The sequence below is a fragment of the Brevundimonas sp. FV1ye4L genome (assembly GCF_058681255.1).
In genome coordinates this window covers 2,312,086-2,338,389 of sequence record NZ_CM178734.1, presented here as the reverse complement: position 1 = coordinate 2,338,389, position 26,304 = coordinate 2,312,086, and the positions used below count along the sequence as shown (strand labels likewise).

Annotated in this window: 25 protein-coding genes; 13 read left to right on the top strand and 12 right to left on the bottom strand. The window is 67.1% G+C overall.

Annotation, left to right across the window (positions count from 1 at the left end; genetic code table 11):
- Positions 1-75: 75 nt before the first annotated feature.
- Positions 76-1,680 carry a M20/M25/M40 family metallo-hydrolase gene (locus ACW17X_RS11310; RefSeq protein WP_492097450.1) on the top strand — a complete coding sequence of 535 codons (1,605 nt, stop codon included), beginning with the start codon at positions 76-78 and terminating at the stop codon, positions 1,678-1,680.
- Between the two features lie 4 nt (positions 1,681-1,684).
- On the opposite strand, the gene ACW17X_RS11305 is transcribed toward ACW17X_RS11310, so the two are convergent.
- Positions 1,685-2,134, bottom strand: a complete 450-nt coding sequence (locus ACW17X_RS11305; RefSeq protein ID WP_492097448.1) for a hypothetical protein — start codon at positions 2,132-2,134, stop codon at positions 1,685-1,687.
- A gap of 56 nt (positions 2,135-2,190) precedes the next feature.
- The gene (locus ACW17X_RS11300) at positions 2,191-3,366 is read right to left on the bottom strand and encodes an acetyl-CoA C-acetyltransferase (protein WP_492097446.1); all 1,176 of its coding nucleotides are present in this window, start codon (positions 3,364-3,366) and stop codon (positions 2,191-2,193) included.
- Between the two features lie 156 nt (positions 3,367-3,522).
- Here ACW17X_RS11300 and trhA point away from each other — a divergent pair, with 156 nt between their 5' ends.
- From trhA to ACW17X_RS11285, 3 genes are all read left to right on the top strand, one after another.
- Complete coding sequence (gene trhA / locus ACW17X_RS11295; protein ID WP_492097444.1) at positions 3,523-4,236, top strand: PAQR family membrane homeostasis protein TrhA; 714 nt, start codon at positions 3,523-3,525, stop codon at positions 4,234-4,236.
- A gap of 88 nt (positions 4,237-4,324) precedes the next feature.
- Positions 4,325-4,957 carry a polyhydroxyalkanoate synthesis repressor PhaR gene (phaR, locus tag ACW17X_RS11290; protein ID WP_492097442.1) on the top strand — a complete coding sequence of 211 codons (633 nt, stop codon included), beginning with the start codon at positions 4,325-4,327 and terminating at the stop codon, positions 4,955-4,957.
- A complete protein-coding gene (locus tag ACW17X_RS11285; protein ID WP_492097441.1) occupies positions 4,954-5,313 on the top strand; it encodes a hypothetical protein in 360 nt (119 codons plus the stop codon). Before phaR ends, ACW17X_RS11285 begins: the two co-directional genes overlap by 4 nt.
- 249 nt (positions 5,314-5,562) lie before the next feature.
- On the opposite strand, the gene ACW17X_RS11280 is transcribed toward ACW17X_RS11285, so the two are convergent.
- From ACW17X_RS11280 to ACW17X_RS11270, 3 genes are all read right to left on the bottom strand, one after another.
- Positions 5,563-5,985: a hypothetical protein gene (locus ACW17X_RS11280; protein ID WP_492097439.1), complete on the bottom strand. Its 423-nt coding sequence runs from the start codon at positions 5,983-5,985 to the stop codon at positions 5,563-5,565.
- 91 nt (positions 5,986-6,076) lie between these two features.
- Positions 6,077-6,991, bottom strand: coding sequence for a hydroxymethylglutaryl-CoA lyase (locus ACW17X_RS11275; protein ID WP_492097438.1), 915 nt, complete (start codon positions 6,989-6,991; stop codon positions 6,077-6,079).
- Positions 6,988-8,670, bottom strand: a complete 1,683-nt coding sequence (locus tag ACW17X_RS11270; RefSeq protein WP_492097436.1) for an ArnT family glycosyltransferase — start codon at positions 8,668-8,670, stop codon at positions 6,988-6,990. The genes ACW17X_RS11275 and ACW17X_RS11270 overlap by 4 nt, the downstream gene beginning before the upstream one ends.
- 76 nt (positions 8,671-8,746) lie before the next feature.
- On the opposite strand from ACW17X_RS11270, the gene ACW17X_RS11265 reads away from it, so the two are divergent.
- Positions 8,747-9,487 carry a glycosyltransferase family 2 protein gene (locus ACW17X_RS11265; protein WP_492097434.1) on the top strand — a complete coding sequence of 247 codons (741 nt, stop codon included), beginning with the start codon at positions 8,747-8,749 and terminating at the stop codon, positions 9,485-9,487.
- A gap of 4 nt (positions 9,488-9,491) precedes the next feature.
- Here ACW17X_RS11265 and ACW17X_RS11260 read toward each other — a convergent pair whose 3' ends face one another.
- Positions 9,492-9,968, bottom strand: coding sequence for a hypothetical protein (locus tag ACW17X_RS11260; protein ID WP_492097432.1), 477 nt, complete (start codon positions 9,966-9,968; stop codon positions 9,492-9,494).
- A 113-nt stretch (positions 9,969-10,081) separates the two neighbouring features.
- Here ACW17X_RS11260 and pgi point away from each other — a divergent pair, with 113 nt between their 5' ends.
- Positions 10,082-11,689 (top strand): glucose-6-phosphate isomerase, encoded by a 1,608-nt coding sequence (gene pgi / locus ACW17X_RS11255; RefSeq protein WP_492097430.1) that lies wholly within the window; start codon positions 10,082-10,084, stop codon positions 11,687-11,689.
- A 3-nt stretch (positions 11,690-11,692) separates the two neighbouring features.
- On the opposite strand, the gene ACW17X_RS11250 is transcribed toward pgi, so the two are convergent.
- Positions 11,693-12,262: a DUF1826 domain-containing protein gene (locus tag ACW17X_RS11250; RefSeq protein ID WP_492097428.1), complete on the bottom strand. Its 570-nt coding sequence runs from the start codon at positions 12,260-12,262 to the stop codon at positions 11,693-11,695.
- A 96-nt stretch (positions 12,263-12,358) separates the two neighbouring features.
- Here ACW17X_RS11250 and zigA point away from each other — a divergent pair, with 96 nt between their 5' ends.
- On the top strand, positions 12,359-13,579 hold the full coding sequence (gene zigA, locus ACW17X_RS11245) for a zinc metallochaperone GTPase ZigA (RefSeq protein WP_492097426.1): 1,221 nt from the start codon (positions 12,359-12,361) through the stop codon (positions 13,577-13,579).
- 46 nt (positions 13,580-13,625) lie between these two features.
- Here zigA and ACW17X_RS11240 read toward each other — a convergent pair whose 3' ends face one another.
- On the bottom strand, positions 13,626-14,069 hold the full coding sequence (locus tag ACW17X_RS11240; protein ID WP_492097424.1) for a hypothetical protein: 444 nt from the start codon (positions 14,067-14,069) through the stop codon (positions 13,626-13,628).
- Positions 14,070-14,372: 303 nt separating this feature from the next.
- Between ACW17X_RS11240 and groES the strand changes: the two genes are divergently transcribed.
- Both groES and groL read left to right on the top strand, forming a co-directional pair.
- The gene (groES, locus tag ACW17X_RS11235; RefSeq protein WP_021698725.1) at positions 14,373-14,660 is read left to right on the top strand and encodes a co-chaperone GroES; all 288 of its coding nucleotides are present in this window, start codon (positions 14,373-14,375) and stop codon (positions 14,658-14,660) included.
- Positions 14,661-14,713: 53 nt separating this feature from the next.
- The gene (gene groL, locus ACW17X_RS11230) at positions 14,714-16,360 is read left to right on the top strand and encodes a chaperonin GroEL (RefSeq protein WP_492088525.1); all 1,647 of its coding nucleotides are present in this window, start codon (positions 14,714-14,716) and stop codon (positions 16,358-16,360) included.
- A gap of 378 nt (positions 16,361-16,738) precedes the next feature.
- Here groL and lpdA read toward each other — a convergent pair whose 3' ends face one another.
- The 4 genes from lpdA to ACW17X_RS11210 all read right to left on the bottom strand — a co-directional run bounded on the left by lpdA (position 16,739) and on the right by ACW17X_RS11210 (position 22,813).
- Complete coding sequence (lpdA, locus tag ACW17X_RS11225) at positions 16,739-18,136, bottom strand: dihydrolipoyl dehydrogenase (protein WP_492097422.1); 1,398 nt, start codon at positions 18,134-18,136, stop codon at positions 16,739-16,741.
- Positions 18,137-18,781: 645 nt separating this feature from the next.
- The gene (locus ACW17X_RS11220) at positions 18,782-20,437 is read right to left on the bottom strand and encodes a 2-oxo acid dehydrogenase subunit E2 (RefSeq protein ID WP_492097420.1); all 1,656 of its coding nucleotides are present in this window, start codon (positions 20,435-20,437) and stop codon (positions 18,782-18,784) included.
- Between the two features lies 1 nt (position 20,438).
- On the bottom strand, positions 20,439-21,563 hold the full coding sequence (locus ACW17X_RS11215) for an alpha-ketoacid dehydrogenase subunit beta (protein WP_492097418.1): 1,125 nt from the start codon (positions 21,561-21,563) through the stop codon (positions 20,439-20,441).
- Positions 21,564-21,565: 2 nt separating this feature from the next.
- The gene (locus ACW17X_RS11210) at positions 21,566-22,813 is read right to left on the bottom strand and encodes a 3-methyl-2-oxobutanoate dehydrogenase (2-methylpropanoyl-transferring) subunit alpha (protein WP_492097416.1); all 1,248 of its coding nucleotides are present in this window, start codon (positions 22,811-22,813) and stop codon (positions 21,566-21,568) included.
- Between the two features lie 149 nt (positions 22,814-22,962).
- Between ACW17X_RS11210 and ACW17X_RS11205 the strand changes: the two genes are divergently transcribed.
- The 4 genes from ACW17X_RS11205 (at position 22,963) to mtgA (ending at position 26,274) form a co-directional block, all read left to right on the top strand.
- The gene (locus tag ACW17X_RS11205; RefSeq protein WP_166621736.1) at positions 22,963-23,451 is read left to right on the top strand and encodes an Lrp/AsnC family transcriptional regulator; all 489 of its coding nucleotides are present in this window, start codon (positions 22,963-22,965) and stop codon (positions 23,449-23,451) included.
- A gap of 39 nt (positions 23,452-23,490) precedes the next feature.
- Positions 23,491-24,429, top strand: a complete 939-nt coding sequence (locus ACW17X_RS11200) for a pirin family protein (RefSeq protein WP_492097414.1) — start codon at positions 23,491-23,493, stop codon at positions 24,427-24,429.
- A 184-nt stretch (positions 24,430-24,613) separates the two neighbouring features.
- Positions 24,614-25,579 (top strand): WD40 repeat domain-containing protein, encoded by a 966-nt coding sequence (locus ACW17X_RS11195; protein ID WP_492097412.1) that lies wholly within the window; start codon positions 24,614-24,616, stop codon positions 25,577-25,579.
- Positions 25,579-26,274 carry a monofunctional biosynthetic peptidoglycan transglycosylase gene (gene mtgA / locus ACW17X_RS11190; protein ID WP_492097410.1) on the top strand — a complete coding sequence of 232 codons (696 nt, stop codon included), beginning with the start codon at positions 25,579-25,581 and terminating at the stop codon, positions 26,272-26,274. The genes ACW17X_RS11195 and mtgA overlap by 1 nt, the downstream gene beginning before the upstream one ends.
- Positions 26,275-26,304: the final 30 nt, after the last annotated feature.

Here is a 26,304-nt window from a genome sequence, read left to right as displayed (position 1 = left end):
AAAGATCGAGCTTTGCGGTTTGCACTTCGCCGCCGGATCACTTCAGATGCGCCCTGTTCAGTTTCAGGGGATCCCATGTCGCGTCTGCTTGCCTTCGTTTCCGTCGCCGCTCTTCTGGCCACGCCTGTCGCCGCCCAGTCGGTGGATCGGGTCGCCGTCAACGGCATCATCGATCAGGGGCTGAACCACAGCCAGGTGATGCAGACCGCCGCCTATCTGACCGACCGGATCGGCGGCCGGATGACCAACTCCCCGCAGATGCGCGAAGCCGAGCAGTGGACCCAGCAGCAGTTCCGCGACTGGGGCCTGTCCAACGTCCGCGCCGAGGGGTTCGAGTTCGGGCGGGGTTGGTCCATCGTCCGCTCCAGCGCCCGGATGACGGCGCCGCGCCCGCTGGACCTGCGCGCCATCCCGGTGGCCTGGACCCCGTCGACCAACGGCACGATCAGCGGCGGGGTGATCGTCGCCCCGATCTCCAAGGTCGAGGACTTCGACAAATGGCGCGGCAAGCTGTCCGGCAAGATCGTCATGCTGTCCCAGCCAGGGACGGGTTCCGAGCCCAGCGAGCCGGCCTTCCGCCGCTGGACCAGCGCTGAGCTGGCCGAGCGGAACACCTATTCCCAGCCGCAATATTCTCCGATCGCCATCCAGAAACAGCTCGAGACCGTCGACTTCGGCGCCAAGTTGGACGCCTTCCTGGCCGAACAGGGCGCCCTGGCCTGGGTGAAGATCTCACAGCGCGACGGCGGCCTGCTGCACGGCACGGGCTACACCTATCAGGTCGGGGCCACGCCGAAGCTGGCCGGTATGGAACTGGCGGCTGAAGACTATCGCCGCCTGGCGCGCCTGGCCCTGACCGATGCGCCGCCGACCCTGGAGCTGAACAGCGAGGTCCGGTTCCACGACGACGACGTCAACGCCTACAATATCCTGGCCGAGATCCCCGGCACGGCGCGCGGGACCGAATATGTCATGGCCGGCGCCCACCTGGACTCCTGGGTCGCTTCGGACGGCGCCCAGGACAATGCGGCGGGCAGCGCGGTGGTCATGGAGGCGGCGCGCATTCTCAAACAGCTGGGCGTCAAACCCAAACGCACCATCCGCTTCGCGCTGTGGAACGGCGAGGAACAGGGGCTGTTGGGCTCACTGGCCTATGTCGATCGCTATCTGGCGACCCGCGCCCCGGCGACCGATCCGGCCTGGGCCAATCTGCCCAACAACCGCACCTGGCGGAACCGCTGGCCGGTCGAGCCGCGCGCAGGCCACAGCGATCTGGTGGCCTATTTCAACATCGACAACGGCTCGGGCAAGATCCGCGGGATCAACGCCGAGGGCAATGTCGCCGTCGCCCCGATCTTCCAGGAATGGCTGGCGCCCTTCGCCAGCATGGGGGCGACCACCGTCTCCCTGCGTCCGTCCGGCGGCACCGACCATGTCTATATGCAAGCCGTCGGCATCAACGGGTACCAGTTCATCCAGGACCCGCTCGACTATTCGGCGCGCATTCACCACACCAGCATCGACTCCTATGACCACCTGAAGCCCGAAGACATGCGTCAGGCGGCCATCATCCTGGCCAGCTTCCTGCTGAACGCCGCCAACCGCGACGAACCCCTGCCGCGCATGCCCCTGCCGACCCAGCCCACGCCGAGCGACCCGTTCGAGTATCCGGCGGACTGAGGATCTAACCCCAAGGACGGTCCGGAGTGATCTTCGCATCCTCCGGGCCGATCAAGGCGTCGCGCATGGCGGCGGCTGATGTGTCAGAATAAAAAGCTGTCACGGTCAGGCTTTCACCGTCCACATTTCTTACAATCAGCTCATCGTTGGAGCCGTAAATGGAGCGGCGACGGACGACACGCGCGGTTACAGGCTGCTGCAGTCGCAATCGATCAAGATGGGGCGTCCTACAGAATAGAAATCCCCCGTCGACCCAGACCAGTCCGACCTTTCCCTTTCGAATATCAGCCAAAAAAATTAGGCAGTAGAGCGCAGATCCTAGAGCGCAAAGGGCCACGATGCCCTTTGCGGTGTTCATGCCTAAGCTGGCTTGAGGAAGCAGGAATACAGCTGTTCCGCCGATGATCGAAACGGCCAACGTGGACCACAGCGCCGGCATGATGCGTTGAGCCATATGGTGGCTCGGTCTGGCCAGTATGATCGCCTGGGTCGTAGGGCGATCGGAGCGGATCACGCCCGCTCCACGCACATCGCCACGCCCATTCCGCCGCCGATGCACAGGGTGGCCAGGCCCTTCTTGGCCCCCGACCGCTTCATCTCGAACAGCAGCGTGGTCAGGATGCGGGCGCCCGAGGCGCCGATGGGGTGGCCGATGGCGATGGCGCCGCCGTTGACGTTGACCTTGGCCGGGTCGAGGCCCAGTTCCTTGACCACGCACAGGCTCTGGGCGGCGAAGGCTTCGTTGGATTCGACCAGGTCCAGGTCCGCAACGGTCCAGCCCGCCTTCTCCAGCGCCTTTTTCGAGGCTGGGATCGGCCCGGTGCCCATGATCGACGGATCGACCCCGGCCGTGGCGTAGGAGGCGATACGGGCCAGGGGCTCAAGGCCGCGCGCCTTGGCTTCTTCGGCGCTCATCAGCACCAGGGCGGCGGCGCCGTCGTTCAGGCCCGAGGCGTTGGCGGCGGTGACGCTGCCCTCCTTGGTGAAGGCGGGCCGCAGCTTCTGCATCAGTTCGATGGTCGCGCCGTGGCGGATGTATTCGTCCTTGTCGACGACGAGGTCGCCCTTCTTGCCGGGGATGACGACCGGAACGATCTCGGCGTCGAACCGTCCCGCAGTCTGCGCCGCCTCGGCCTTGTGCTGGCTGGCCAGGGCGAATTCGTCCTGGGCTTCGCGGGTGATGGCCCATTTGTCGGCGATGTTCTCGGCGGTCTGGCCCATGTGATAGCCGTTGAACGCGTCCCACAGCCCGTCCTTGACCATGGTGTCGACCAGGGCGACGTCGCCCATCTTGTGGCCCGCCCGAAGCTGCTGGGCGTGGGGCGCCTGGCTCATGCTTTCCTGTCCGCCGGCGACGACGATCTTGGCGTCGCCCAGGGCGATCTGCTGGGCGGCGATGGCGACGGCGCGCAGGCCCGAGCCGCAGATCTGGTTCAGGCTCCAGGCCGGGGCTTCCTTGCGCACCCCGGCGCCGACGGCCGCCTGGCGCGCCGGACCCTGGCCGGCGGCGGCCTGAAGCACGTGGCCCAGGATCACCTCGTCCACCTCATCGCCGGATACGCCCGCGCGTTCGAGGGCCGCCGTGATTGCGATCTCGCCCAGCTTCGACGCCGGCAGGGCCGACAGGGCGCCGAGGAAGGACCCGACGGGCGTGCGGGCGGCGGAGACGATGACGACGTCGGTCATGGATTTCACTCTCTGCAGAATATTTCGTTGCCGTTTTGCCGCATCCCTGCGGCTTCGTCACCTGCGGACGAAAAACATCGGCGTGGATTCAGTCATTCGTCACCCTGATGGCCCATTTTGGCGGAACGATACGGACGATCCTGGATTTGATTGGCCATGCTGCGAACGCTGAACCGCCTTGTCACCCACGTCTGCACGCCGGACGAGCTGGACATGATCGAGCATTACCAGACGCGCGCCGAACGCCTGGCCGACCTCTGGGTCCATGTCGTCGGCCTGATGCTGGCGGCGGTCGGGGGCGTCATTCTGGCAGGGCTGGCCGGCGTCTACACCGGGATCGGCGGGGTGCTGGCCACGGCCATCTACGCCCTGTGCCTGGTCGGCATGCTGACCGCTTCGACAATCTACAACTGGACCAAGCCCTGCGCCGCGCGGCCCGTGCTGCGCCGGCTCGACGAGGCCGCCATCTTCCTGATGATCGCCGGCAGCTACACCCCCTTCACGACCCAGAGGTTCGAAGGCGGCTGGTCGGTCGGCTTCACCGCCCTGATCTGGACCCTGGCCTTCGTCGGCGCAGGCGTGAAGCTGTTCGCGCCGCGCATTTCCGACAAGTTCTGGAGCGGCGTCTATGTGGTGTTCGGCTGGCTGGCGGTCGCTGCCCTGAAGCCGATGGTGGAGACGGTTCACCCGATCGCCCTGGGCCTGCTGGTGCTGGGCGGCCTGATCTATACGGCCGGGGTCTTCGTCTTCATCAGCCCCAAGGTGCGTTTCCGCCGCGCCATCTGGCACGGCTTCGTCGTCACCGGCGCCACGGTCCATTGGACGGCGGTGCTGGTCGGCGTGGTCCTGGCGCCTGCGATGAGCCACTGAGGCCGTCCGGGGCCTGCGCTTTTACGGCCCCTAGCGCTTCGCGTCGCAACGGAGGATAGTGACGCGTTGCAACATCGCGAGAACAAGCGTGGCTGACGAAAAGACAAAGGGCGGAAAACACGGCGACGGCGCACAGGTCGTCATCAAGAAGTACGCGAACCGCAGGCTCTACAATACCCGGACCAGCGCCTATGTGACGCTGGAGGACCTCGCCGCCATGGTGCGCGAGGGGACCGAGTTCGTCGTCTATGACGCCAAGACGAACGACGACCTGACCCGCCAGATCCTGACCCAGATCATCTTCGAGGAAGAAAGCCGGGGCGAGGCCCTGCTGCCGGTGCAGTTCCTGCGTCAGCTGATCGGCTTCTACGGCGGCCAGATGCAGGGCGTCCTGCCCTCCTATCTGGAGATGTCGCTGGCGAATTTCGGTCGCCAGCAGGAACAGTTCGCCAGCCAGATGAGCCGCGCCTTTGGGACGGGTTCGGGCGCCAGCCTGATGGAAGAGGCGGCCAAGGCCAATATGGCTATGTTCGAACGGGCCATGCAGATGTTCCCGGCCTTCGGCTATTCGCGCGTCGAGCCGACGCCCCAGGCCGCAGGCGCGGAACCCAAGGAAGAGACGCCGCCCGCTGCGCCTGACGCCCTGGACGAGATGCGTCGCCAGATGGATGAGATGCGCGCCCAGATCGATCGTCTGGCGGGCGGATCGAAGACGAAATGACCGACCGGATTCAGCCGGTCGGCGGCCCCGAGCGGGTGGACCGGCGAGACGGCGAGCGGCGCGAGCGGGAACGCCGCGCCCAGCAGGCCGCCTCGCGCGCCCTGGTCCGAAGCGAGACCCCTGAGCCCGAGTTCAAGCCGGACGTCGGCCCGGCAAGACCTGCCGTCCATGCGGCCATCGACCCCGGCGCGGCGGCCTTCGTCGCCCAGCAGATGGGACAGCGCGGCCAGAAACGGGGCCTGCGCGGCGGTCCGCCGGTGCTGGATGCGGCCCGCGCCGCCTATCTGGGGACCGAATATTCGGGCGAGGCCGAGCGCCGTCCGCCGACTGGCAAGGCCGCCAAGACCGACATCTGAGGCGGCGGCACGGGGCTTGCTGGGGCTGGGGCAGACCGCCTCTTTTCGGACCAGCCCATGCCCGCCGCATTCAGCCTCGCCGCCAAGGTTTTCGACGTCGCCGTCGTGGCCCTGATCTTCACGGCATTCTCTTAGGGCCTATCGACTTCTTGGGGCCTTTCGCCCTTCGGGCTGCTTGAGGCCGTGTGGGGCCTATCTCCCTATCGGACTGCTTGAGGCCGAATAGGGCCTGCTGTCCGCCCTCAGTGGTCAGTTCCCGAGGTCGAAATCCTTGCGGGACGAGATGATGGTGACGATGAAGCCCGCCAGCACGTCCAGCAGGATCATCACCACGATCAGGAAGAAGGTCGAGGTCGCGAAGCCGCGGATCAGCAGGAATTCGACCAGGACGACGATGAACAGGATCATCGACAGGGCGTGATTGACGATGGCGACCTTCTGGCTGGAGGTCGATTTGATCAGCTCGAAGAACAGCAGGATCAGGCCCAGGAACAGGATCAGGTCGCCCGAGCCGATGTTCCACTGGGCGCCCGAGGCCATGGGGATCGAGAACAGCGGGTCGCGCAAAATGGCGTCGGCCTGGGCCATGCCGACATTGCTCGAGGCGCCGAACAACACGACGATATTGTACAGGATCACCGGGATCAGCAGCAGGGGTATGGCGATCAGCATGGCGGTCCTCCCCGGCGCAATGGCTGCGCTTGTTAAGCTTGATTAACTCTATTTGTCCCGTTTCGCCACGACGGAGGTGTGACGGCGGGCCTCAGGCGCGGGGGAAACCGCCGGCGCGGCTGAGGGCGGACGGCGCGGGCCGGCCCAGGGCCTCGCCGATCCAGCGCGCCGTGGCGATCAGGGCGTCCAGATCATAGCCGGTCTCGAACCCGCCGCGCGTCAGCATATAGACCAGGTCCTCGGTGGCGATATTCCCCGTGGCGCCGGGCGCGAACGGGCAGCCGCCGATGCCGCCGACCGAGGCGTCCAGCACGTCGATCCCGGCCTCGACCCCCGCATAGGCGTTGGCCAGGCCCGTGTTTCGGGTGTCGTGGAAGTGCAGGCGCAGTGTGGCCTCGGGCGCGGCCTTGCGCGCGGCCTCGACCTTGCGCGTCACGGCCCAGGGATCGCCGGCGCCGATGGTGTCGGCTAGACCGATCTCGCCGACCCCCAGTTCGGCGATGGCGCCGACCATGTCCGTGGCCTGGTCCACGGAAACCTCGCCGTCGAACGGGCAGCCCCAGACGCAGGAGATCATGGCCGACAGCGACGGCGCGCCTTCCGACGCCTCCGCATTGTGTCGGCGGGCGATGATCTCGCCCAGCATCACCAACTGGTCCTTCACCGACAGGCCCTGGTTCTTCAGGCCGAAGCCGTCGGTGGCGGCGACCGAGACATTGACCTCGTTCACCCCCGTCGCCAGGGCCCGGTCATAGCCCTTGCCGTTCAGGACCAGGCCGATGCGGCTGTGGCCGGGGGCGGGCGGCAGGGCCGCCATCACGGCTTCGGCGCCGGCCATCTGGGGCACATATTTGGGATGGACGAAGGAGACGGCCTCGATCCGCCGCGCGCCCGCGGTCTCCAGTCGCCGAACCAGATCGGCGCGGACGGCGGGCTCCAGCACCGTCTTTTCGTTCTGAAGACCGTCGCGGGGACCGACTTCGACGATCTGGATGAACCGGCTCAAGGCGCCTCGCCCTCGCGGGTGATCGGCCGGGGGGGCGGCGCATAGACGGTCAGGTTCATCTCGTCCCCGCCCGAATAGTTGTAGCCGCGGACCACCCCGACGGCCCGGCCCGATACGCCCAGTCGCCCGGCGGCGGCGCGGAAAGCGTCGGCGTCGCGCCCCTCGACGATGGCGGGCCGGCCTTCGGCCAGGGCGCGGGCGGCGCCCTCGGCGTCGGTCAGCTCGGTGTCCCGCCCGGTCAGGAAGACGAAACTGGGCTCATGGAAGGTGGTGATGGCCACCGGGCCAGGCGTGCGGCCCTGGCGCGGATGCAGGTCGGCGGCCTCAAGCGTCTTTTCCAGCTGGGGCGCGATGGCCAGGGGGCGCAGCTGACGGATGGTGCCGGCCAGGGCGCCATGGGCCACGATCCCGAAGGCGAGCGAGGCGACCAGGGCCGCGACCGTCGCCCGGTTCAGCAACAGGAAGGCGCCCATGGCCGCCGCCGCCAGGGTGGTTCCCACGGTCAGGGCCGCCCAGGTCTGGGCCGTCGAAGTGCCATAGACCGTCAGTCCATAGACGGTGATGCCGATGATCAGCACGGCCGCGAACATCGCCAGCACGGCGCCGGTGATGCGCGACACCTTGCCGATCGGCCGCGCCAGGGCGGCGGCGGCCAGCAGGGCCAGACCGCCGAAGGTCGGCAGGGTGTAGTGCCACAGCTTGGTCGGGGCCAGTTCGAACATCAGCCAGCCGGGAACCAGCCAGCAGACCAGGAAGCGGATGGCCGGCTCGGCCCGCCGGCTCCAGCCGGTCGAGACGGCGGCGGGCAGCAGCAGGGTCGAGGGGAAGAACAGCAGGGGCGCGAGCAACAGATACATGCCGGGGAAGCCGGAATGGCTTTCATGGGCGCCGGCGATCTTGGGGGCCAGATCCCCGCCGATGGCCTCGCGCCAGAAGCCGCCGTCGGTGGCGATGGTGATGGCGATGGCCCAGGGGCCGACCATCAGGGCGACCAGCGGCAGGCCCCAGCCCCAGCCGAGACGCGCCAGCCATTTCACGTCGCGATCCCAGATCGACAGGGCGATGACGGCCAGGGCGATGACCAGAAGCCCGATCGGCCCCTTGATCAGGATCGACAGGCCGATTCCGATCCAGAACAGCAGCTTGTGCGGCCGGATCGGCCGTTCGCCGGCCTTGGCCGCCATATAGATCCGCGCCAGGGCCGCCATGGCCAGGGTGGTGGCGCCGCACAGCATGGCGTCGGTCTTGGCGATGCCCGCCTCGGTCGACAGCAGGAAGGTGGCCCCCATGATGGCCCCGCCGAAGAAGCCGACGCGGCTGCCCAGCATGGCCGATCCGGCCCAGGCCACGGCCCAGGCGGCCAGCATGGCCCCCAGCAGGGACGGAATCCGATAGGGGGCGATCTCGCGATCCTCGACATCCGAGGTCAGCGAGACGGCGGCCGCCTGAAGCCAGTAGATGCCGACCGGCTTCTTCCAGCGCGGCTCGTCCTGGAAGCGGATATCGACATAGTCGCCGCTCTCCAGCATCTGCACCGTCGCCTGGGCGAACCGGCTCTCGTCGCGGTCCAGCGGCGGCAGCAGCAACAGGCCCGGCAGGCCGGCGACCACCGTCAGCAGGGCGGCGAGCAGCGGCCCCCTCCAGCCGGCGATGCGGCGATCCAGATCGAAAGTCTTCATCCGGCGATCCTTACACGGCGACCGGCCCGTCGTCAGCCGTCTCCCCTAAGCGGGCGATCTCGTCTATGGAGCGGCGATGACCGCCGAGACAAGCCGCCCTGCGCCCGAGATTTCCGTCGTCGTTCCCGTCCATGACGAGGCCGGCGCCGCCGTGCCCCTGGCCCGCGAGATCGCTGAGGCCTTCGCCGGTCGGTCGTATGAGATGATCTTCGTCGACGACGCCTCCAAGGACGCCACCCTGGCCGAACTGAAGGCCGCTCAGGCCGAGCTGCCGGCCTTGCGGATCCTGTCGCACGGCGCCAACGCCGGCCAGAGCCGCGCGGTCCGCACCGGCGTTCTCGCCGCGCGGGGATCTGTGATCGTGACCATGGACGGCGACGGCCAGAACCCGCCCTCCGACGCGCCGCGCCTGGTGGACGCCCTGCTGGCCGCACCTGCCGATGTCGGTCTGGTCGGCGGCCGCCGCGCCAAGCGCCAGGACTCACAGGCCAAACGCCAGGCCTCGCTCTGGGCCAACCGGATTCGCCGCAGGCTTCTGGGCGACGACGCCGACGACACCGGATGCGGCCTGAAGGTTTTCCGCCGCGAGGTCTTCCTGCGTCTTCCCTATTTCGATCACCTGCACCGTTATCTGCCGGCGCTGGTGATCCGCGAGGGGTTCCGGAACCTGTATCTCGACGTCGATCACCGCCACCGTGAGACGGGTCGCTCGAAATACACCAACTGGGGCCGGCTGAAGGTCGCCTTCGCCGACCTGCTGGGCGTCATGTGGTTGAAGACCCGGTCGCGTCGTCCAGGCGCGATCTCCGAGTTCTGATTTTCTAGACCTCGGGCTGAGGCGGCGCCGTGATCACTTCGACATTGTCGTTCAGCAGATAGGACAGCTCCGACAGGGCGGTGGCGCGCTCGGCGGGCGTAGCCGCCGCCTGAACGGCCTCCAGCTTCTTCGGCATATCCTCGGAAATCCCCCGCAGGATGCATTTCAGATCGCCGTCCGTGCCGCGTTCCTTCAGGATCAGATGACCCTGCAGGTCCAGGGCGGCCAGGGCCTCGGCCTGGGCCTTGAAGCCGACGAAGGCCTGGCTGGTGAAGAAGGCCGCGTCTTCGGTCGCTTTTGACGCCGCCCAGCCGTCCACCACGGCCTTCAAGGCGCCGGATCGAGCCACGATGTCGGCGAACAGGGGCTCGCCGGCGACCGAAACAGGCGCGCCGACCGCTGCGGGGGGCTGTTCGGCCGCCAGGGCCACCGCAGGATTGGACATCGACAGGGCGATTGTGAGAGCAAGGCCGCAGGACATGAGGTGACTTCCTGTTTCAGCGTCGGCTAGGACGTTGAACCGGCATACGCCTGACCCGTAAACGAGTGTTTACCTTCTTCTCTCTCCCGACTTCTCTCCCCAGAGGACGACCGATGACCCGTGACGACGCCTGGACCGCCTTCGACGCCGCTGCTGAAACGGCCGGCAAGACCCGTATCGTGGATCAGTTCGCCGCCGATCCCGGCCGTCTGGCCCGCATGTCGGTCGAGGCGGCGGGCCTGTATCTGGACCTGTCGAAACAGAGCTGGACCCAGGCCGCCTTCGAGGCCTGCCTGGATCTGGCCCGCGCCAGCGACGTCGAGGGGCGTCGCGCCGCCCTGTTCGCCGGCGAGGCCGTCAACCTGACCGAGGGTCGGGCTGTGCTACACCCGGCCCTGCGCGCCCCCGCCGGCGCCGACTTCAAGGCCCTGGGCGAACCGGTCTCGGCCGAGGTGGACGCCGTGCGGGCCGATATGAAAACCTATGCCGACGCCGTCCGCTCGGGCGCCGAGGCGGGGGCCACGGGCCGCAAGTTCGAGGCCATCGTCCACGTCGGCATCGGCGGGTCGGACCTGGGCCCGCGCGTGGTCTGGGACGCCCTGCGCCCGCTGGACCCGTCCATCGACCTGCGTTTCGTCGCCAATATCGACCCGCGCGACATGGCCGAGGCCCTGACCGGCCTGGATCCCGAAACCACCCTGGTCGTGGTCGTGTCCAAGACCTTCACCACCCAGGAAACCCTGGCCAACGCCGAGGCGGCCAAGGCCTGGCTGGCCGCCGCCCTGCCGGCCGAGGGCATGACCAAACACTTTATCGGGGTCACCGCCGCGCCTGAAAAGGCGGGCCAATTCGGCTGCGGCCGCACCTTCGCCTTCCGGGACTGGGTCGGCGGCCGCTATTCGCTGTGGTCGGCCGTCAGCCTGTCCTGCGGCATCGCCCTGGGCTGGGACGTGTTCGAGGCCATGCTGGCGGGCGCCGCCGCTATGGATGACCATTTCGTCTCGGCCCCGCTGGAGCAGAACGCCCCGATCCTTCTGGCCCTGGCCCAGGTGTTCAACGTCGACGGCCTGAACCGGCCCGCCCGCACCGTCGCCCCCTACGCCCACGCCCTGCGCCGCCTGCCGTCCTTCCTGCAGCAGTTGGAGATGGAGTCGAACGGCAAGCGGGTGCATCGCGACGGAACCCCGGTGACGCGCCAGACCTGCCCGGTGGTGTTCGGCGAGCCCGGCACCAACGGCCAGCACGCCTTCTTCCAGCAGATCCACCAGGGGCCCCAGATCGTCCCGGCCGAGTTCGTGATCGTGGCCAAGACCCATGCGGACGCGCCGGAACCCCCCCTCTGGTCCAACGCCCTGGCCCAGGGTCAGGCCCTGATGCTGGGCAAGACGACCGAGGCGGCCAAGGCGGAAGGCCTGGCCCAGGGTCTGTCGGAGGAAGAGGCGACCCGTCTGGCGACCCACCGCACCTTCACCGGAAACCGCCCCTCGACCGCCATCCTGATGGACCGTCTGACGCCCGAGACCCTGGGCGCCCTCTTGGCCCTCTATGAGCACAAGACCTTCGTCGAGGGCGTGATCTGGGACATCAACAGCTTCGACCAGTGGGGCGTCGAACTGGGCAAGGTCCTGGCCAAGGCGATCCTGAAGGATGTCCACGCCGGCGGCCCCTCCGCCGATCTGGACCCCTCGACCGCCGGCCTGATGACGCGGTTGATGGGTTAAGGCTCACATCGGCGCGGCGTCGATCGTCAGAACGCGCCGGGGGGCTCGTCGCCCGGCCGGCGGCGAGCGGTGCAGAACCACCGGAAACTCCGGCCAGGCCTCCCATCCCGGCGCCGTGCCCTTCATGATGGCGATGTCGCCGGGATGAAGGGTGCGGACCCGGCGTCGCGTGCCGATGTAGCGCCCGTCCAGATCCTCGCCGATCTCGCCGGCGAAGGCCCATTCCGGCCCCGGCCCCTCATAGGCGACGATCAGGCGCACCGGGACCGCGTCCTGATGAAACCGCGGACAGGCGCGCCGGGTCACGGTCTCGCACCGCGCGCGCCAGGCCTCGCATCCGCTGATCGCCGCCACGATCTCCGCCAATCTTTCGATATCCTGGAGAAACCACTCGGGCGCCGCACCCGATAGGGCGATCCAGCGCCCGTCGCACTCGGCGGTGAAGTCGGCCGGGGGTGGGGCGTCGGGCGGCATGGGGCTGGGCCGCGACCAGATCGCCATCCGCACCTGCGGCTCGAACAGGGTGGTGAAGACCGTGGGCGCAAGCCCTTGGACGACTGCGCCGACCGCCATGGAGAACCTTGCTGACTGTGTGTGTTATACTATAACGTAACTCTCACAATCGCCCGGCTGTGGTCAAGCTCGGCGCAGCATCCGTGGAGCGCCTTCGTGTCCGAGTTCAAGAAACTGCCCGTCACCGTCCTGTCCGGCTTCCTCGGGGCCGGCAAGACGACCCTGCTGAACCACATCCTGTCGAACCGCGACGGGCTGCGGGTCGCGGTGATCGTCAATGACATGAGCGAGGTGAACATCGACGCGGCCCTGGTGCGGGACGGCGGCGGGGCGGACCTGTCGCGGACCGAGGAACGGCTGGTGGAGATGTCCAACGGCTGTATCTGCTGCACCCTGCGCGAGGACCTGCTGATCGAGGTCGGCAAGCTGGCGCGCGAGGGTCGGTTCGACTGCCTGCTGATCGAATCCACCGGGATCTCCGAACCCATGCCGGTCGCCGCCACCTTCGACTTCCGCGACGAGGACGGCTTCAGCCTGTCGGACCTGGCTCGGATCGACACCATGGTCACGGTGGTGGACGCCTTCAACTTCCACCGCGACTATCCCTCCACCGACAGCCTGAAGACCCGCGGTGAACATCTGGGCGAGGACGACGAACGCACGGTCGCCAATCTGCTGATCGACCAGATCGAGTTCGCCGACGTCATCGTGCTGAACAAGGGCGACCTGCTCGACGCTGTGCAACTCGGAACGCTGAAGGCGATGATGACCCAGTTCAATCCCCGCGCCCGGATCATCGAGGCGGTGCGGGGCGCCGTGCCTCTGGATCAGGTGATCGGCACGGGTCTGTTCGACATGGAGCGGGCGGAACAGGCCGCCGGCTGGTCCCAGGCCCTGCGCGGCGAGGTGACGCCCGAGACCGAGGAATACGGCGTCTCGACCTTCGTCTATCGGGCGCGCAGGCCGTTCCACCCCCGGCGCTTTCACGACCTGCTGAACCGCGAATGGCCCGGCGTCTGGCGCTCCAAGGGCTTCTTCTGGCTGGCCAGTCGGATGGACTATGTCGGATCCTGGAGCCAGGCCGGGGCGGTGACGGAGCATGAGTGGGGCGGTCTGTGGTGGGCCTCGGCCCCGCGCGAGCGCTGGCCCGAAGACAATCTCGAATGGCTGAAGGCGATCGAGGCGGTCTGGCGTCAGCCCTACGGCGACCGCCGCCAGGAGATCGTCCTGATTGGCAAGGATATGAACCGCGATCTGCTGACCTCCCTTTTCGACGCCGCCCTGCTGAGCCGGTTCGAGATGGAGCGCGGGCCCAGGGGCTGGGCGAGACTGGAGGATCCCTTCCCGCACTGGGGACCCCGTCAGGACGCGGCGTAATAAAAAAGGGCGTCCCGCAGGACGCCCTTTTCTTCATCCGATCCGCCTACCAGCGGCGGTCGTAGCGGTAGTCGCGGCGGTCATCCCGGCGGTCATAACGCTGCTCGCGACGATAGTCGCGGTAGTCGCGGCGCTGCTCCCAGCGCGGGTCGCGGCTGTTGATGCCGTGCTCGCGTTCCCAGTGGCCCTGGTTCCGGTAGCATTGGCCGCCGCGATAATATTCGCAGCCGGAACCCCGGTTCGAGGACGAGGCCACGGCGCCGATGGCGGCGCCGCCCAGGGCGCCCCCGGCGATATAGCGACCGTCGCCATTGCCGTAGATGGCGCCGGCCAAACCGCCCACCGCCGCGCCGATCAAGGCGTTGCGGCCGGTGTTGTCATCGCCGCGGTCACGGTCGCGGTAGGATTGAGCCGATGCGGGAGCGGCCATCAGGCTCATGGCGACCAGCGGGGCGGCGACGACGGCGGTGATCTTCAGCATCTTGGACATGGTCGTCTCCTTTTATTTTCGGGCCGGGTTTCGCGCGTCCGGGTGTGGACGGGCTCCAGCGTTGAGACGGTTCTGCCAGTCCCCGCTTGAACAGGCCCGGAGCCGGCCGTTCATTTGGGGTTCACCTGTCGCGGAAGTTTCGCACGCCCGATGGGGCGGGTCGCCTTGACGCTGGCCTTGGCTCTGACTAACTCCCGCTCGCGTTAGCACTCTCACCGGTCGGCTGCCAAAGCGGTGATCGAAGGGAGGCTGACCCACCGTTTTCAAGTCGCCCCCGTCCGGGGGTACATAAGGAGAGAACCGATGGCGTTTCGTCCGCTCGGCGACCGCGTGCTGGTCAAGCGCGTTGAAGAAGAATCCAAGACCAAGGGCGGGATCATCATCCCCGACACCGCCAAGGAAAAGCCGCAGGAAGGCGAAGTCGTCTCCGTCGGCCCCGGCGCCCGCGACGACAGCGGCAAGGTCAATGCTCTGGAACTGAAGGCCGGCGACCGCATCCTGTTCGGCAAGTGGTCGGGCACGGAAGTGAAGATCGACGGCGACGACCTGATCATCATGAAGGAATCCGACGTCCTGGGCGTGCTTTCTTAAGCACCCGACGGTCGATTTTCTTCAATCAATCCATCTAGATAGGAGCTGCCCGCATGGCCGCTAAAATCGTACACTTCAACACCGACGCGCGCGACAAGATGCTGCGCGGCGTCAACGTGCTCGCCAACGCCGTGAAGGTGACGCTCGGTCCCAAGGGCCGCAACGTCGTGATCCAGAAGTCCTTCGGCGCCCCGCGCTCGACCAAGGACGGCGTTTCGGTCGCCAAAGAGATCGAGCTGGAAGACGCCTTCGAGAACATGGGCGCCCAGATGATCCGCGAAGTCGCGTCGAAGACGAACGACAAGGCGGGCGACGGCACCACCACCGCGACCGTCCTGGCTCAAGCCATCGTGCAAGAGGGCCTGAAGGCCGTCGCCGCCGGCATGAACCCGATGGATCTGAAGCGCGGCATCGACAAGGCCGTCGGCCTGGTGCTGGAAGAGATCAAGGCCAAGTCCAAGCCGGTCTCGAACAACTCGGAAATCGCCCAGGTCGGCACCATCTCGGCCAACGGCGACTCGGAAATCGGTGAGCTGATCGCCCAGGCCATGGCCAAGGTCGGCAACGAAGGCGTCATCACCGTCGAAGAAGCCAAGACCGCCGACACCACCGTCGACGTCGTCGAAGGCATGCAGTTCGACCGCGGCTACCTGTCGCCCTACTTCATCACCAACGCCGACAAGATGGAGGCTGTTCTCGAAGAGCCCCTGATCCTGCTGTTCGAGAAGAAGCTGACCTCGCTGCAAGCCATGCTGCCGATCCTGGAAGCCGTGGTGCAGTCGGGCCGTCCGCTGCTGATCATCGCCGAGGACATTGAAGGCGAAGCCCTGGCCACCCTGGTGGTCAACAAGCTGCGCGGCGGCCTGCGCGTCGCCGCCGTCAAGGCGCCGGGCTTCGGTGATCGCCGCAAGGCCATGCTGGAAGACATCGCCATCCTGACGGGCGGCCAGGTCATCTCGGAAGACCTGGGCATCAAGCTCGAGACCGTCACCCTCGACATGCTCGGCAAGGCCAAGAAGGTCTCGATCACCAAGGATGACACCACCATCGTCGAAGGCGTCGGCGAGAAGGAAGCCATCGAAGCCCGCGTGGCCCAGATCAAGCGCCAGATCGAAGACACCACCTCCGACTACGACAAGGAAAAGCTGCAGGAACGTCTGGCCAAGCTGGCCGGCGGCGTCGCGGTTCTCCGCGTCGGCGGCTCGACCGAAGTCGAAGTGAAGGAAAAGAAGGACCGCGTCGACGACGCCCTGAACGCCACGCGCGCCGCGGCTGATGAAGGCATCGTTCCTGGCGGCGGCATCGCCCTGCTGAAGGCCTCCAAGATCCTGGCCGACGTCAAGGGCGACAACGCCGACCAGAACGCCGGCATCGCCATCATCCGTCGCGCCCTGCAGGCTCCGATCCGTCAGATCGCCGAAAACTCCGGCGTCGAAGGCTCGATCGTGGTCGGCAAGGTTCTGGAGAACGACGACGCCTCGTTCGGCTTCAACGCCCAGACCGAAGAATACGGCGACCTGGTCAAGATGGGCGTCATCGACCCCGCCAAGGTCGTCCGCACGGCCCTGCAAGACGCCGCTTCGGTGGCCGGCATCCTGATCACCACGGAAGCCGCCGTCGCCGACGCCCCCAAGAAGTCGGGCGGCTCTTCGTCCCCTGACATGGGCGGCATGGGCGGCATGGGCGGAATGGACTTCTAAGTCCAAGTCACTCCAGGCTGGAAGTGCAGAAGGGCGGGACCGCAAGGTCCCGCCCTTTTTCTTTGGTCGCTCAGGCCGCGCCGGCCATCCTAATTCCGCAACCCGAATCCAGTCTTTTCAGACCTTTACCGCGTGAGGTCGCGCCTCGACCCACCACGCTCCAAAACCGTGCGATACTCTCCGCCCAACGGTCTTTGAAAATCGAATCCCCACTCCCGTCGCTGTCCGCGTCCCCGGCGAATGGCGCCCTTGGCGCTTTTGGCGCTTTGTCACCCTGTTTTCGTGACAGCGCCATTCGCCGCCGCCCGGTCTCCCGGCCGCCTGACGTCGAGGGTCGCGCGGGTCCGTCGCCGGACAGTCGGTGTTTGGACCCGGCCTTCAGATATGAATGGCGTGACCCAGGGCCCGCAGGGAAGCCTCGTGGAAGGCCTCGCCCAGGGTCGGATGGACGTGGATGGTTCCCGCCACATCCTCCAGCACCGCCCCCATCTCCAGCATCTGGGCGAAGCTGTTCGACAACTCCGACACATGCTGGCCGACCGCCTGGACGCCCAGGATGCGGTGATCGGCCTTGGACGCGATGACCCGCACGAAGCCGCCGTCCTCGCCCGCCTCGATGGCCAGGGCCCGGCCGATGGCGGCGAAGGGGAAGACGCTGGTGATCATGTCGTCGCGGCCCGCCACATCGTTCGGACCCAGGCCCGCCGAAACGATCTCCGGCTCGGTGAAACAGACGGCGGCGATGGTGACCGGATCGAACACCCGGTCATGACCCGCGATGATCTCCGCGACCACTTCCCCTTGGGCCGAGCCCTTGTGCGCCAGCATGGGTTCGCCGGTCAGGTCGCCGACCGCCCAGACGTTCTTCATGCTGGTGGCGCAGCGCGGGTCAATTTTCACGAACGGCCCGGCCATGGCCACGCCCATGTTTTCCAGACCCCAGCCCTGGGTGCGCGGCCGACGCCCCACCGTGACCAGCACCTTGTCGGCGTCCAGTTGCAGCGGTTCGCCGTCCTTGGTCGTGATCGACAGCTTGCCTTCCCCGAACCCGCCGGCGCGCGCGCCCAGGTGCAGTTCGACGCCGTGCGTCTCCAGCCACTTCGCGACCGGATCGGTCAGGGCCTTGTCATAGAGCGGCAGGATCCGCTCGGCCATTTCGACGATGGCCACCTCGGCCCCCAGTTTCCTGAAGGCGATGCCCAGCTCCAGTCCGATATAGCCGCCGCCGACCACGACCAGCTTCTTCGGAACCTCCGACAGGCTCAGCGCCTCGGTCGAGGAGATGACGTCGCCGCCGAACGGCAGGAAGGGCAGTTCGACCGGCTCCGATCCCGTGGCTAGGATCACGTGTTCGGCGGTGATGCGGATGTCGCCGTCTTCGGTCTTCACCACGCAGGTCTTGGCGTCCTCGAAGGCCGCCCAGCCCTTGATCACCTTGACCTTGGCCTTCTTCAGCAGGGCCGCGACCCCGGCGTTCAGCTTACGGACGATCCCGTCCTTCCACGCGACCGTCTGTTTCAGGTCGATGGCCGGCTTGGCCGCCGTGATCCCCAGCGTCCCGCCGCCGGCCGCCTTGGCCACCGTCTCGAACTTGCCCGCCGCATGGATGATGGCCTTGGACGGAATACAGCCGACGTTCAGGCAGGTCCCGCCGAGTCCGTCGCCGCCGTCCACCAGAACGGTGTCGAGCCCCAGCTGGCCGCAGCGAATGCCGGCGACATAGCCGCCGGTGCCCGCGCCGATGATCAGGACTTTGGTCTTCAGGGTCTGGGTCATGGCTACGACTTTGCTCGACCTGGGCGAGACGCGCGTCCAACCCCGAGGCCGATAAGGAACAGAACGACCGCAAGCCCGATAATCGCAGGCCAACGGACTAGGTGTGACCAGTAGGGAGCCGGCCTGGTGGAGTCGATTGCGCCTGCCGGTGGCCAGGACGGAAGCGCATCGTCTTCCGCGCGTGGCGCCCAACCTCCCGACTCTTGCAACCGCCCCAGCATGACGAGGGCCTCCGCCGCTGATTGATCGCCGGCCGGCATTATATGGAGTTCGGAAGGCTGCTCCTGCGCCAGTGGGGCCAGGAATACAAAATAGGTCCTGCCGTTCAGCGTTTCGCCTTGCTTCACATTCTCAAAAAACCAGCCATTACACATTCCCGGTGTGAAGGTGAGCGTGAACGGCTTAGGCGGAGCCTGGCCCCAGATCGCCTCGGTCGGCTTCAGGCGAACGCTGAAACTGTCATCAGGAGAGCGGGAGTCCACCGGCGTGAAGTCCTCTGCCTCCACTCGATAGACCGATGTCACGGATCGATAGTACGCTTGCTCGAACTTCGCATAGTCCGATGGGAGACTGCAGGCCAAGGCGGGAGTCGCCGAGGCTGTCAGCACCGCCAGCGAGAAGATTGGACCGGCGAGCTTCACGCCTTCACCCCATCCACAGAGTCGCGGGCTGCTCCAGCAAACCCTTGATCCGCTGGACGAACACCGCCGCATCATGCCCGTCGACGATCCGGTGATCGAAGCTGGACGACAGGTTCATCATCTTGCGCACCACCATCTGGCCGTCGCGGACCACGACCCGTTCGGCGATCTTGTTGGGACCGACGATGGCGACCTCGGGGTGGTTGATGATCGGGGTGTGGACCACCCCGCCCAGGGTCCCCAGCGAGGTGATGGTGATGGTCGAGCCCGACAATTCCTCGCGCTTGGCCGTCCCGTCCTTCGCCGCGCCCGAAACGCGGGCGATCTCCAGCGCCGTGTCCCAGGCGTCGCGCGCCTCGGCGTGGCGGACCACCGGCACCATCAGGCCGTTCGGCGTCTGGGCGGCGATGCCCAGATGGACCGGGGCGTGCTGGGTCAGGACGCCCGCCTCGTCGTCATAGTGGGCGTTGATCTGCGGCTGGTCGCGCAGGGCGACCACGATGGCGCGGGCGATGAAGGGCAGCAGGTTCAGCTTGGGCTGATCCTTGGCCTTGGTGGCGTTCAGGTGGGCGCGCAGTTCCTCCAGCGCCGTGACGTCGATCTCCTCCACATAGGTGATGTGGGGAATGCGGCGCACACTCTCGGCCATCTTCTCCGCGATCTTGCGGCGCAGGCCGATGATGCGGACCTCGGTGGTCCCGTCCGCGCGGGCGAAGGTCGAGCTGGCCGCCGGAGCGGTCGCCGGCTGGGCGCCGCCGCGCGCGATGAAGCCGTCCAGGTCCTCGTGCGTGATCCGACCGGCTGGGCCGGAGCCGGGCACGAAGGTCAGGTCCACGCCCAGGTCCCGCGCGCGGTTGCGCACGGCGGGCGAGGCGGACGGGCGTTCGCCGGGCGCGCGGCCGGTCAGGGCGGGGGCGACGGACTTGCCCCCCTCCCCCGCTGCGCGGGTACTCCCCCCAGGGGGGGGAGATTTAACCGTCTCCTCCCCGCGCGAAGCGGGGGGAGGTGGCTCGGAGCGCAGCGGAGAGACGGAGGGGCTCTTGGCGACATTCCCGGCGCCCGCCACATCGAAGGCCACCAGCGGTCCGCCGACCGGAACCTGCTGGCCCGCCTCGCCGTACAGGGCGACCACGGTTCCGGCGATCGGCGAGGTGATCTCGACCGTGGCCTTGTCGGTCATGATGTCGGCGATGATCTGGTCTTCCTCGACCGCATCCCCGACCTTGACGTGCCAGCCAACCAGCTCGGCCTCGGCCGTACCTTCGCCCACGTCGGGCAGTTTGAAGACGTAGTTGCCGGCAGGTGACGGAGCGACCGCTTCCGCCTTGGGCTTTTCGGCTTTCGGCGCTTCAGCAGGCGCAGGATCCGGCTTGGCGACCACCGGTGCGGATGCGGGCGCATCCTCCGCATTCCCGTCACCCTCGACCTCGAACTCCACCAGCGGCCCGCGCACCGGCACCATGGCGCCGGGCTCGCCGTGAAGGGCGATGACCTTGCCGGACACCGGGGCGGTGATCTCGACGGTGGCCTTATCGGTCATGACGTCGGCGACGATCTGGTCCTCGGCGACCGTGTCCCCGACCTTGACGTGCCAGCCGACCAGTTCGGCCTCGGCGGTGCCTTCGCCCACGTCGGGCAGCTTGAAGACGAAACGACCCATATCAACGACCTCCCGTCATGACGCTCTTCAAGGCGTCTGCGACCCGTTGCGGCCCGGGGAAATATTCCCATTCGAAAGCATGGGGATAGGGCGTGTCCCAGCCGGTGACGCGCGCGATGGGCGCCTCCAGGTGATAGAAGCAGCGCTCCTGAACCAGGGCCGACAGTTCGCCGCCGAAGCCCGAGGTCTTGGGCGCCTCGTGCACGATGACGCAGCGGCCGGTCTTCTTCACGCTGGCCTCGATGGTCTCGATGTCCAGTGGCACGAGCGTCCGCAGATCGATGACCTCGGCGTCCACGCCCGCGTGCTCAGCCCCGGCCAGCGCCACCCAGACCATGGTGCCATAGGCCAGAATGGTGACGTCGTTCCCCTCGCGCATCACGCGCGCCTTGCCGATGTGCTCGACATATTTGCCCGTCGGAACCTGGGCCAGGTCCTGCGCCTTCCACGGCGAGACCGGCTTCTCGTGCCAGCCGTCGAACGGGCCGTTGTAGAGGCGTTTCGGTTCGAAGAAGACGACCGGATCATCGTCCTCGATGGCGGCGATCAACAGGCCCTTGGCGTCATAGGGGTTGGACGGGATGACCACCTTCAGTCCGGCGATATGGGTGAACAGGCTTTCCGGCGACTGGCTGTGGGTCTGGCCGCCGAAGATGCCGCCGCCATAGGGCGAACGCACCACGATGGGGCTGGTGAACTGGCCGCCCGAGCGATAGCGCATCTTGGCCGCTTCGGAGACGATCTGGTCATAGGCCGGATAGATGTAGTCGGCGAACTGGATCTCGACCACGGGGCGCAGACCATAGGCGCCCATGCCGATGGCGGCGGCGACGATGCCGCATTCGCTGATCGGGGCGTCGAAGCTGCGGGTCAGGCCGTGCTTCTGCTGCAGCTTGTCGGTGACGCGGAAGACCCCGCCGAAATAGCCCGCGTCCTCGCCGAACGACAGGACGTTGGCGTCCTCGCTCATCTTGACGTCGATAGCCGAGTTCAGGGCCTGGATCATGTTCATCGGCTGTACGCCGGATCCCGTCGCTTCCGAGGCGGGGGCGGCGTTCTGGTCGACCATGTCCGGCTCGACGCCGTCGTTGCGATCGGCGTCGGTGAAGGTGGTTTGCTCGCTCATGGTCAGACCCCCACCTCGCGGCGCTGTTCGATCAGCCGCCAGTCTTCGGTCGCATAGACCTCTTCGAACATCGTCTTCACGCTGGGGCGCGACTGGCCCAGGGTGCCGATGGCTTCGGACTCCTTGCCGGCGGCGCGGACCTGTTCGACCGCCTCGCGCAAGGCCGTGGCGTGGCGCTCGTCATCCCACTCGCCGATGACGGTCAGGTGCTGGCGCAGACGGTCCAGCGGATCGCCCAACGGCCATTTCTCGTGCTCGTCGCCGGGGCGGTAGCGGCTGGGATCGTCGGAGGTCGAGTGCGGGGCGCCGCGATAGGTGAACAGTTCGATCACCGTCGCCCCCTGGTTCGACCGAGCGCGCTCCTCGGCCCACTGGGTCGCCGCCCACACCGCCAGAAAGTCGTTGCCGTCCACCCGAAGGGCCGGCAGGCCATAGCCGATGGCCTTGGAGGCGAAAGTGGTCTCCAGCCCGCCGGCGATCCCCTGGAAGGAGCTGATGGCCCACTGGTTGTTGACGATGTTCAGGATGACCGGCGCGCGATAGACGCTGGCGAAGGTCAGGGCGTTGTGGAAGTCGCCTTCCGCCGTGGCGCCGTCGCCGATCCAGCTGATGGCGATCTTGTCGTCGCCCTTATAGGCGCTGGCCATAGCCCAGCCGACCGCCTGGGGCACCTGGGTGCCGAGGTTGCCGCTGATGGTGAAGAAGCCATAGTCCTTGGCCGAATACATGATCGGCAGCTGACGGCCTTTGATCGGGTCCGCCGCGTTCGAATAGATCTGGTTCATCATCTCGACCAGCGGATAGCCGCGCGCGATAAGCAGCCCCTGCTGGCGATAGGTCGGGAAGCCCATGTCTTCGCGGCTCAACAGCATGCCCTGCGCCACCGCAATGGCCTCTTCGCCGGTGCACTTCATATAGAAGCTGGTCTTGCCCTGGCGGTGGGCACGGTGCATCCGATCGTCGAAGGCGCGGGTCAGGATCATGGCCTTCAGGCCGCGACGCAGGGTCTCGGGGTCCAGACGCGGATTCCACGGGCCGACCGCATTGCCTTCGTCGTCTAGCACGCGGATCAGCCGGAATGCGTGCTCGCGCATCTCATAGGGCGTCGTCGCCACGTCAGGCCGTTCGACGGCCCCGGCGGGGTCCATCGACAGATGACTGAAGTCCGGCGCATCGCCCGGCCGGCCCGACGGCTCCGGCACGCGAAGCGACAGCGGGCGGCTGTTCTTTTGGTTCAATTTGTCGTTCATGCGGGCGTCCATGTCCGTTCGGGGGTCCGTCCGTGTTTCCTCTGGACGTTTGATAACACGGCGCCTAAGCAGGTGCTCGCTCAATTTGACCTTGCGAAATCCCGATTTAGGGTATTTTATTTCGCCATACTGTTAATCGGAGAAACGCATTGGCGGACGAACTCGATCCCATCGACGCTCGGATCCTGGATATCCTGCAACAAGACGCCGGCCTGTCTGTGGCGGAGGTCGCTGACCGGGTCGGTCTGTCGGCCTCGCCCTGCTGGCGCCGGATCAAACGGCTGGAGGATTCCGGCCTGATCACCAAGCGCGTCACCCTGTTGAACGCGCAACTTCTGGGTCTGGACTTCGAGGTCTACGCCATCGTCAAACTGATGCTGCCGTCGGCCGAGAACCTCGACATCTTCGAGGCCGCCGTCGCCAAATGGCCCGAGGTCGTCCAGTGCGCCACCATCACGGGGCGCGAAGACTATGTGCTGCGGATCATCACGTCCGACATGCACGCCTTCGACAAATTCCTGCGTGAGAAGCTGCTGGCCCTAGGCATCGTCTCGGACTGCGAGAGCCATATCGTCACCCGTGGCGTGAAGAATGTGACCGCCCTGCCTCTTGGCATAGTCACCCCTCACGTCGGATAAGACTGTTCGGCGGCGTCTCCGCCGAGGGATGCCGAAATCATGATCGAACTGGTGATCGACGCGCGCCGCAAGGACCTGGGCGGGTTCGAGGTCGGCCGCGTCCTGCCCTTCCATTCGCGCCGGATGGTCGGGCCCTTCATCTTCCTGGACCAGATGGGGCCGGCCGAGTTCGCGCCGGGCGCCACGGCCATCGACGTGCGGCCGCATCCGCACATCGGCCTGTCGACCCTCACCTATCTGTTCGAGGGTGAGATCATGCACCATGACAACCTCGGCTATAACCAGCCCATCCGCCCCGGCGAGGTGAACTGGATGACCGCCGGCAAGGGCATCGTCCATTCCGAGCGCACCGACCCGCTGAAGAAGAGCCGAGGCGGGCCGATGCACGGGATGCAGGCCTGGATCGCCCTGCCGAATGAGGCCGAGGAGATCGATCCCTCCTTCCATCACCTGGATGAGGACGCCCAGCCCGCCTACGAGAACGGCGGCCTGTTCGCGCGTCTGGTGGCGGGCGAGGCTTACGGCGCCAAGGCGGCCGTACCTGTGGCGTCGCCGCTCTTCTATGTCCATTGGGAGCTTCAGCCCGGCGTCCGCACCGCGCCCCCTCCGGGCAAGGGCGCCGGCGGCATGAGCGAGCGCGCCCTGTTCGTGGCCAAGGGCTCCATCGAGGTCGGCGACCGCACCTTCCACGAAGGCCAGATGATCGTGCTTGAGCCGACGGCCGAGCCCACCATCAAGGCGCTGGTCCAATCGACCGTCATGGTCATGGGGGGCGAGCCGGTCGGGGAGCGCCTGATCTGGTGGAATTTCGTCGCCTCCAGCCAGGCCCGCATCGATCAGGCCAAGGCCGACTGGAAGGCGGGCCGGATGGCCCTGCCCAGCGAGGACGATCTGGAATTCATCCCCCTCCCGGAAGAACCCGCCAAGGCCCAGGCCGCGCCGGCGCCTGTGGCGCCTTCGCCCACCGACCCGGTGTAGTCTTCTCCCTCCCTTTCATGGGGAGGGGCGGCGGAGGGTAGCGTAGCCGGGGTGGGGCAGTCAGACCTCGCTCCGCCCTAACGCCCCCACCCGGATCGCTGCGCGATCATCCCTCCCCATGAAGGGGAGGGAGAATAAAGCCCGCGATTTGCTCCCGTCCCCGCAACCCGCTAACGCGTCCCGCATGAACTTCGATTTCGACGCCCAGGTCACCGCCGCCCTGTTCGACAGCGCCGGCGCCGTCTTCGCCCTCGGCGACGGCTCGGTTCGGTTCGAGGACGGCGCGACGGTCCAGGCCCATGACGGGGCCGTGCTGTGCGCCGCCGTCCACCCGAGCGGCGAGGGGATCGTCACCGGCGGCGACGACGGCCAGGTGGTCTGGAGCCGCCCCGGCGAGGCCCCCCTCGTCCTGGCCACGGCCAAGAACCTGTGGATCGACTCCATCGACGCTTCGTTGGCTTCAGGCCTGGTCGCCTTCTCCTGGGGCCGCACCCTGTCGGTGATCGATCCGAAGGACGCCGGCTTCCGTCGTGATTTTCAGCATGAGCGCACCGTCTCCGGGGTCGCCTTCGATCCCAAGGGCCGGCGTATCGCCGCCTCGACCTACGGCGGCGCCGCCCTCTGGTACGCCCGGATCGAGAAGCAGCAACCGATCAAACTGGCCTGGGCCGGCTCGCACACCGCCGTGGCCTTTTCACCCGACGGGGCCTTTGTGGTCACCACCATGCAGGACAGTCAGCTGCACGGCTGGCGGCTGAAGGACGCCAAGAACCTGCGCATGGGCGGCTATCCGTCCAAGGTCCGCTCGCTGGCCTTCCTCGCCAACGGCCAGCTTCTGGCCACCTCGGGCGCCCAAGGCGCCGTCCTGTGGCCCTTCGTCGGCTCGAACGGCCCCATGGGGCGCGAGGCGAGCGAGATCGGCTATGACGACTCTACCCTGGTCAATCTGGTCTCGGCCCGGACGGAACATGGCCTGCTGGCCGCCGGCCTGACCGACGGCCGCGTTTGGGTCGCACATCCGGCCGCCCATGGCCTGAACTTCGTCAAGGCCGAGAAGGGCCCGACCATCGTCGCCCTGTCGCTCAGCCCCGCCGCCGACAAGGTCGCCTGGGCGGACGAGGACGGCGCGGCCGGGGTCTTGATCCTCTAATGGCGCGCGGGCGGAAAAAGGGTTGGTTCCGGGCGGCCCTGATCGCCCTGGCGGTCCTGGCCCTGCTGCCGATCGGCGGGGTGCTGATCGTCGCCGTCGTGCCGCCCGCTCCGACCATATTGATGCTGCGCCAGGCCGTGCGCGGCGAGGGTCTGGACTATCAGTGGCGCGGGCTGAACGACATCTCGCCCAATCTGGTCAACGCCGCCATCGCCGCCGAGGACGCCCGTTTCTGCAGCCACCACGGCTTCGACATCGAGGCGATCCAGAAGGCGCTGGATCATAACGCCGAGGGCGGCCGCATGCGCGGCGGCTCGACCATCAGCCAGCAAACGGCCAAGAACGTCTTCCTCTGGCCGGGCCGCGACTGGATCCGCAAGGGATTCGAGGCGGGCTACACCGTCCTGATCGAGACCGTCTGGTCCAAACGGCGGATCATGGAGGTCTATCTGAACGTGGTCGAATGGGCGCCGGGCGTCTATGGCGCCCAAGCCGCCGCCCAGCACTGGTTCGGCAAGGACGCCGCCGACCTGACCCCACGCGAGGCCGCCCGCCTCGCCGCCATCCTGCCAGCCCCGCGCCGTTACCAGGCCGCCTCGCCCGGCCCCTATGTTCGCCGGCGCGCCTCGCGCATCCAGGCCGCCATGGGCACGGTCCGCACTCAGGATCTGAACGACTGCATTCGGCTCAAGTAGGCCGAAGGCCGATAGCCGCCAAAAAGCTCC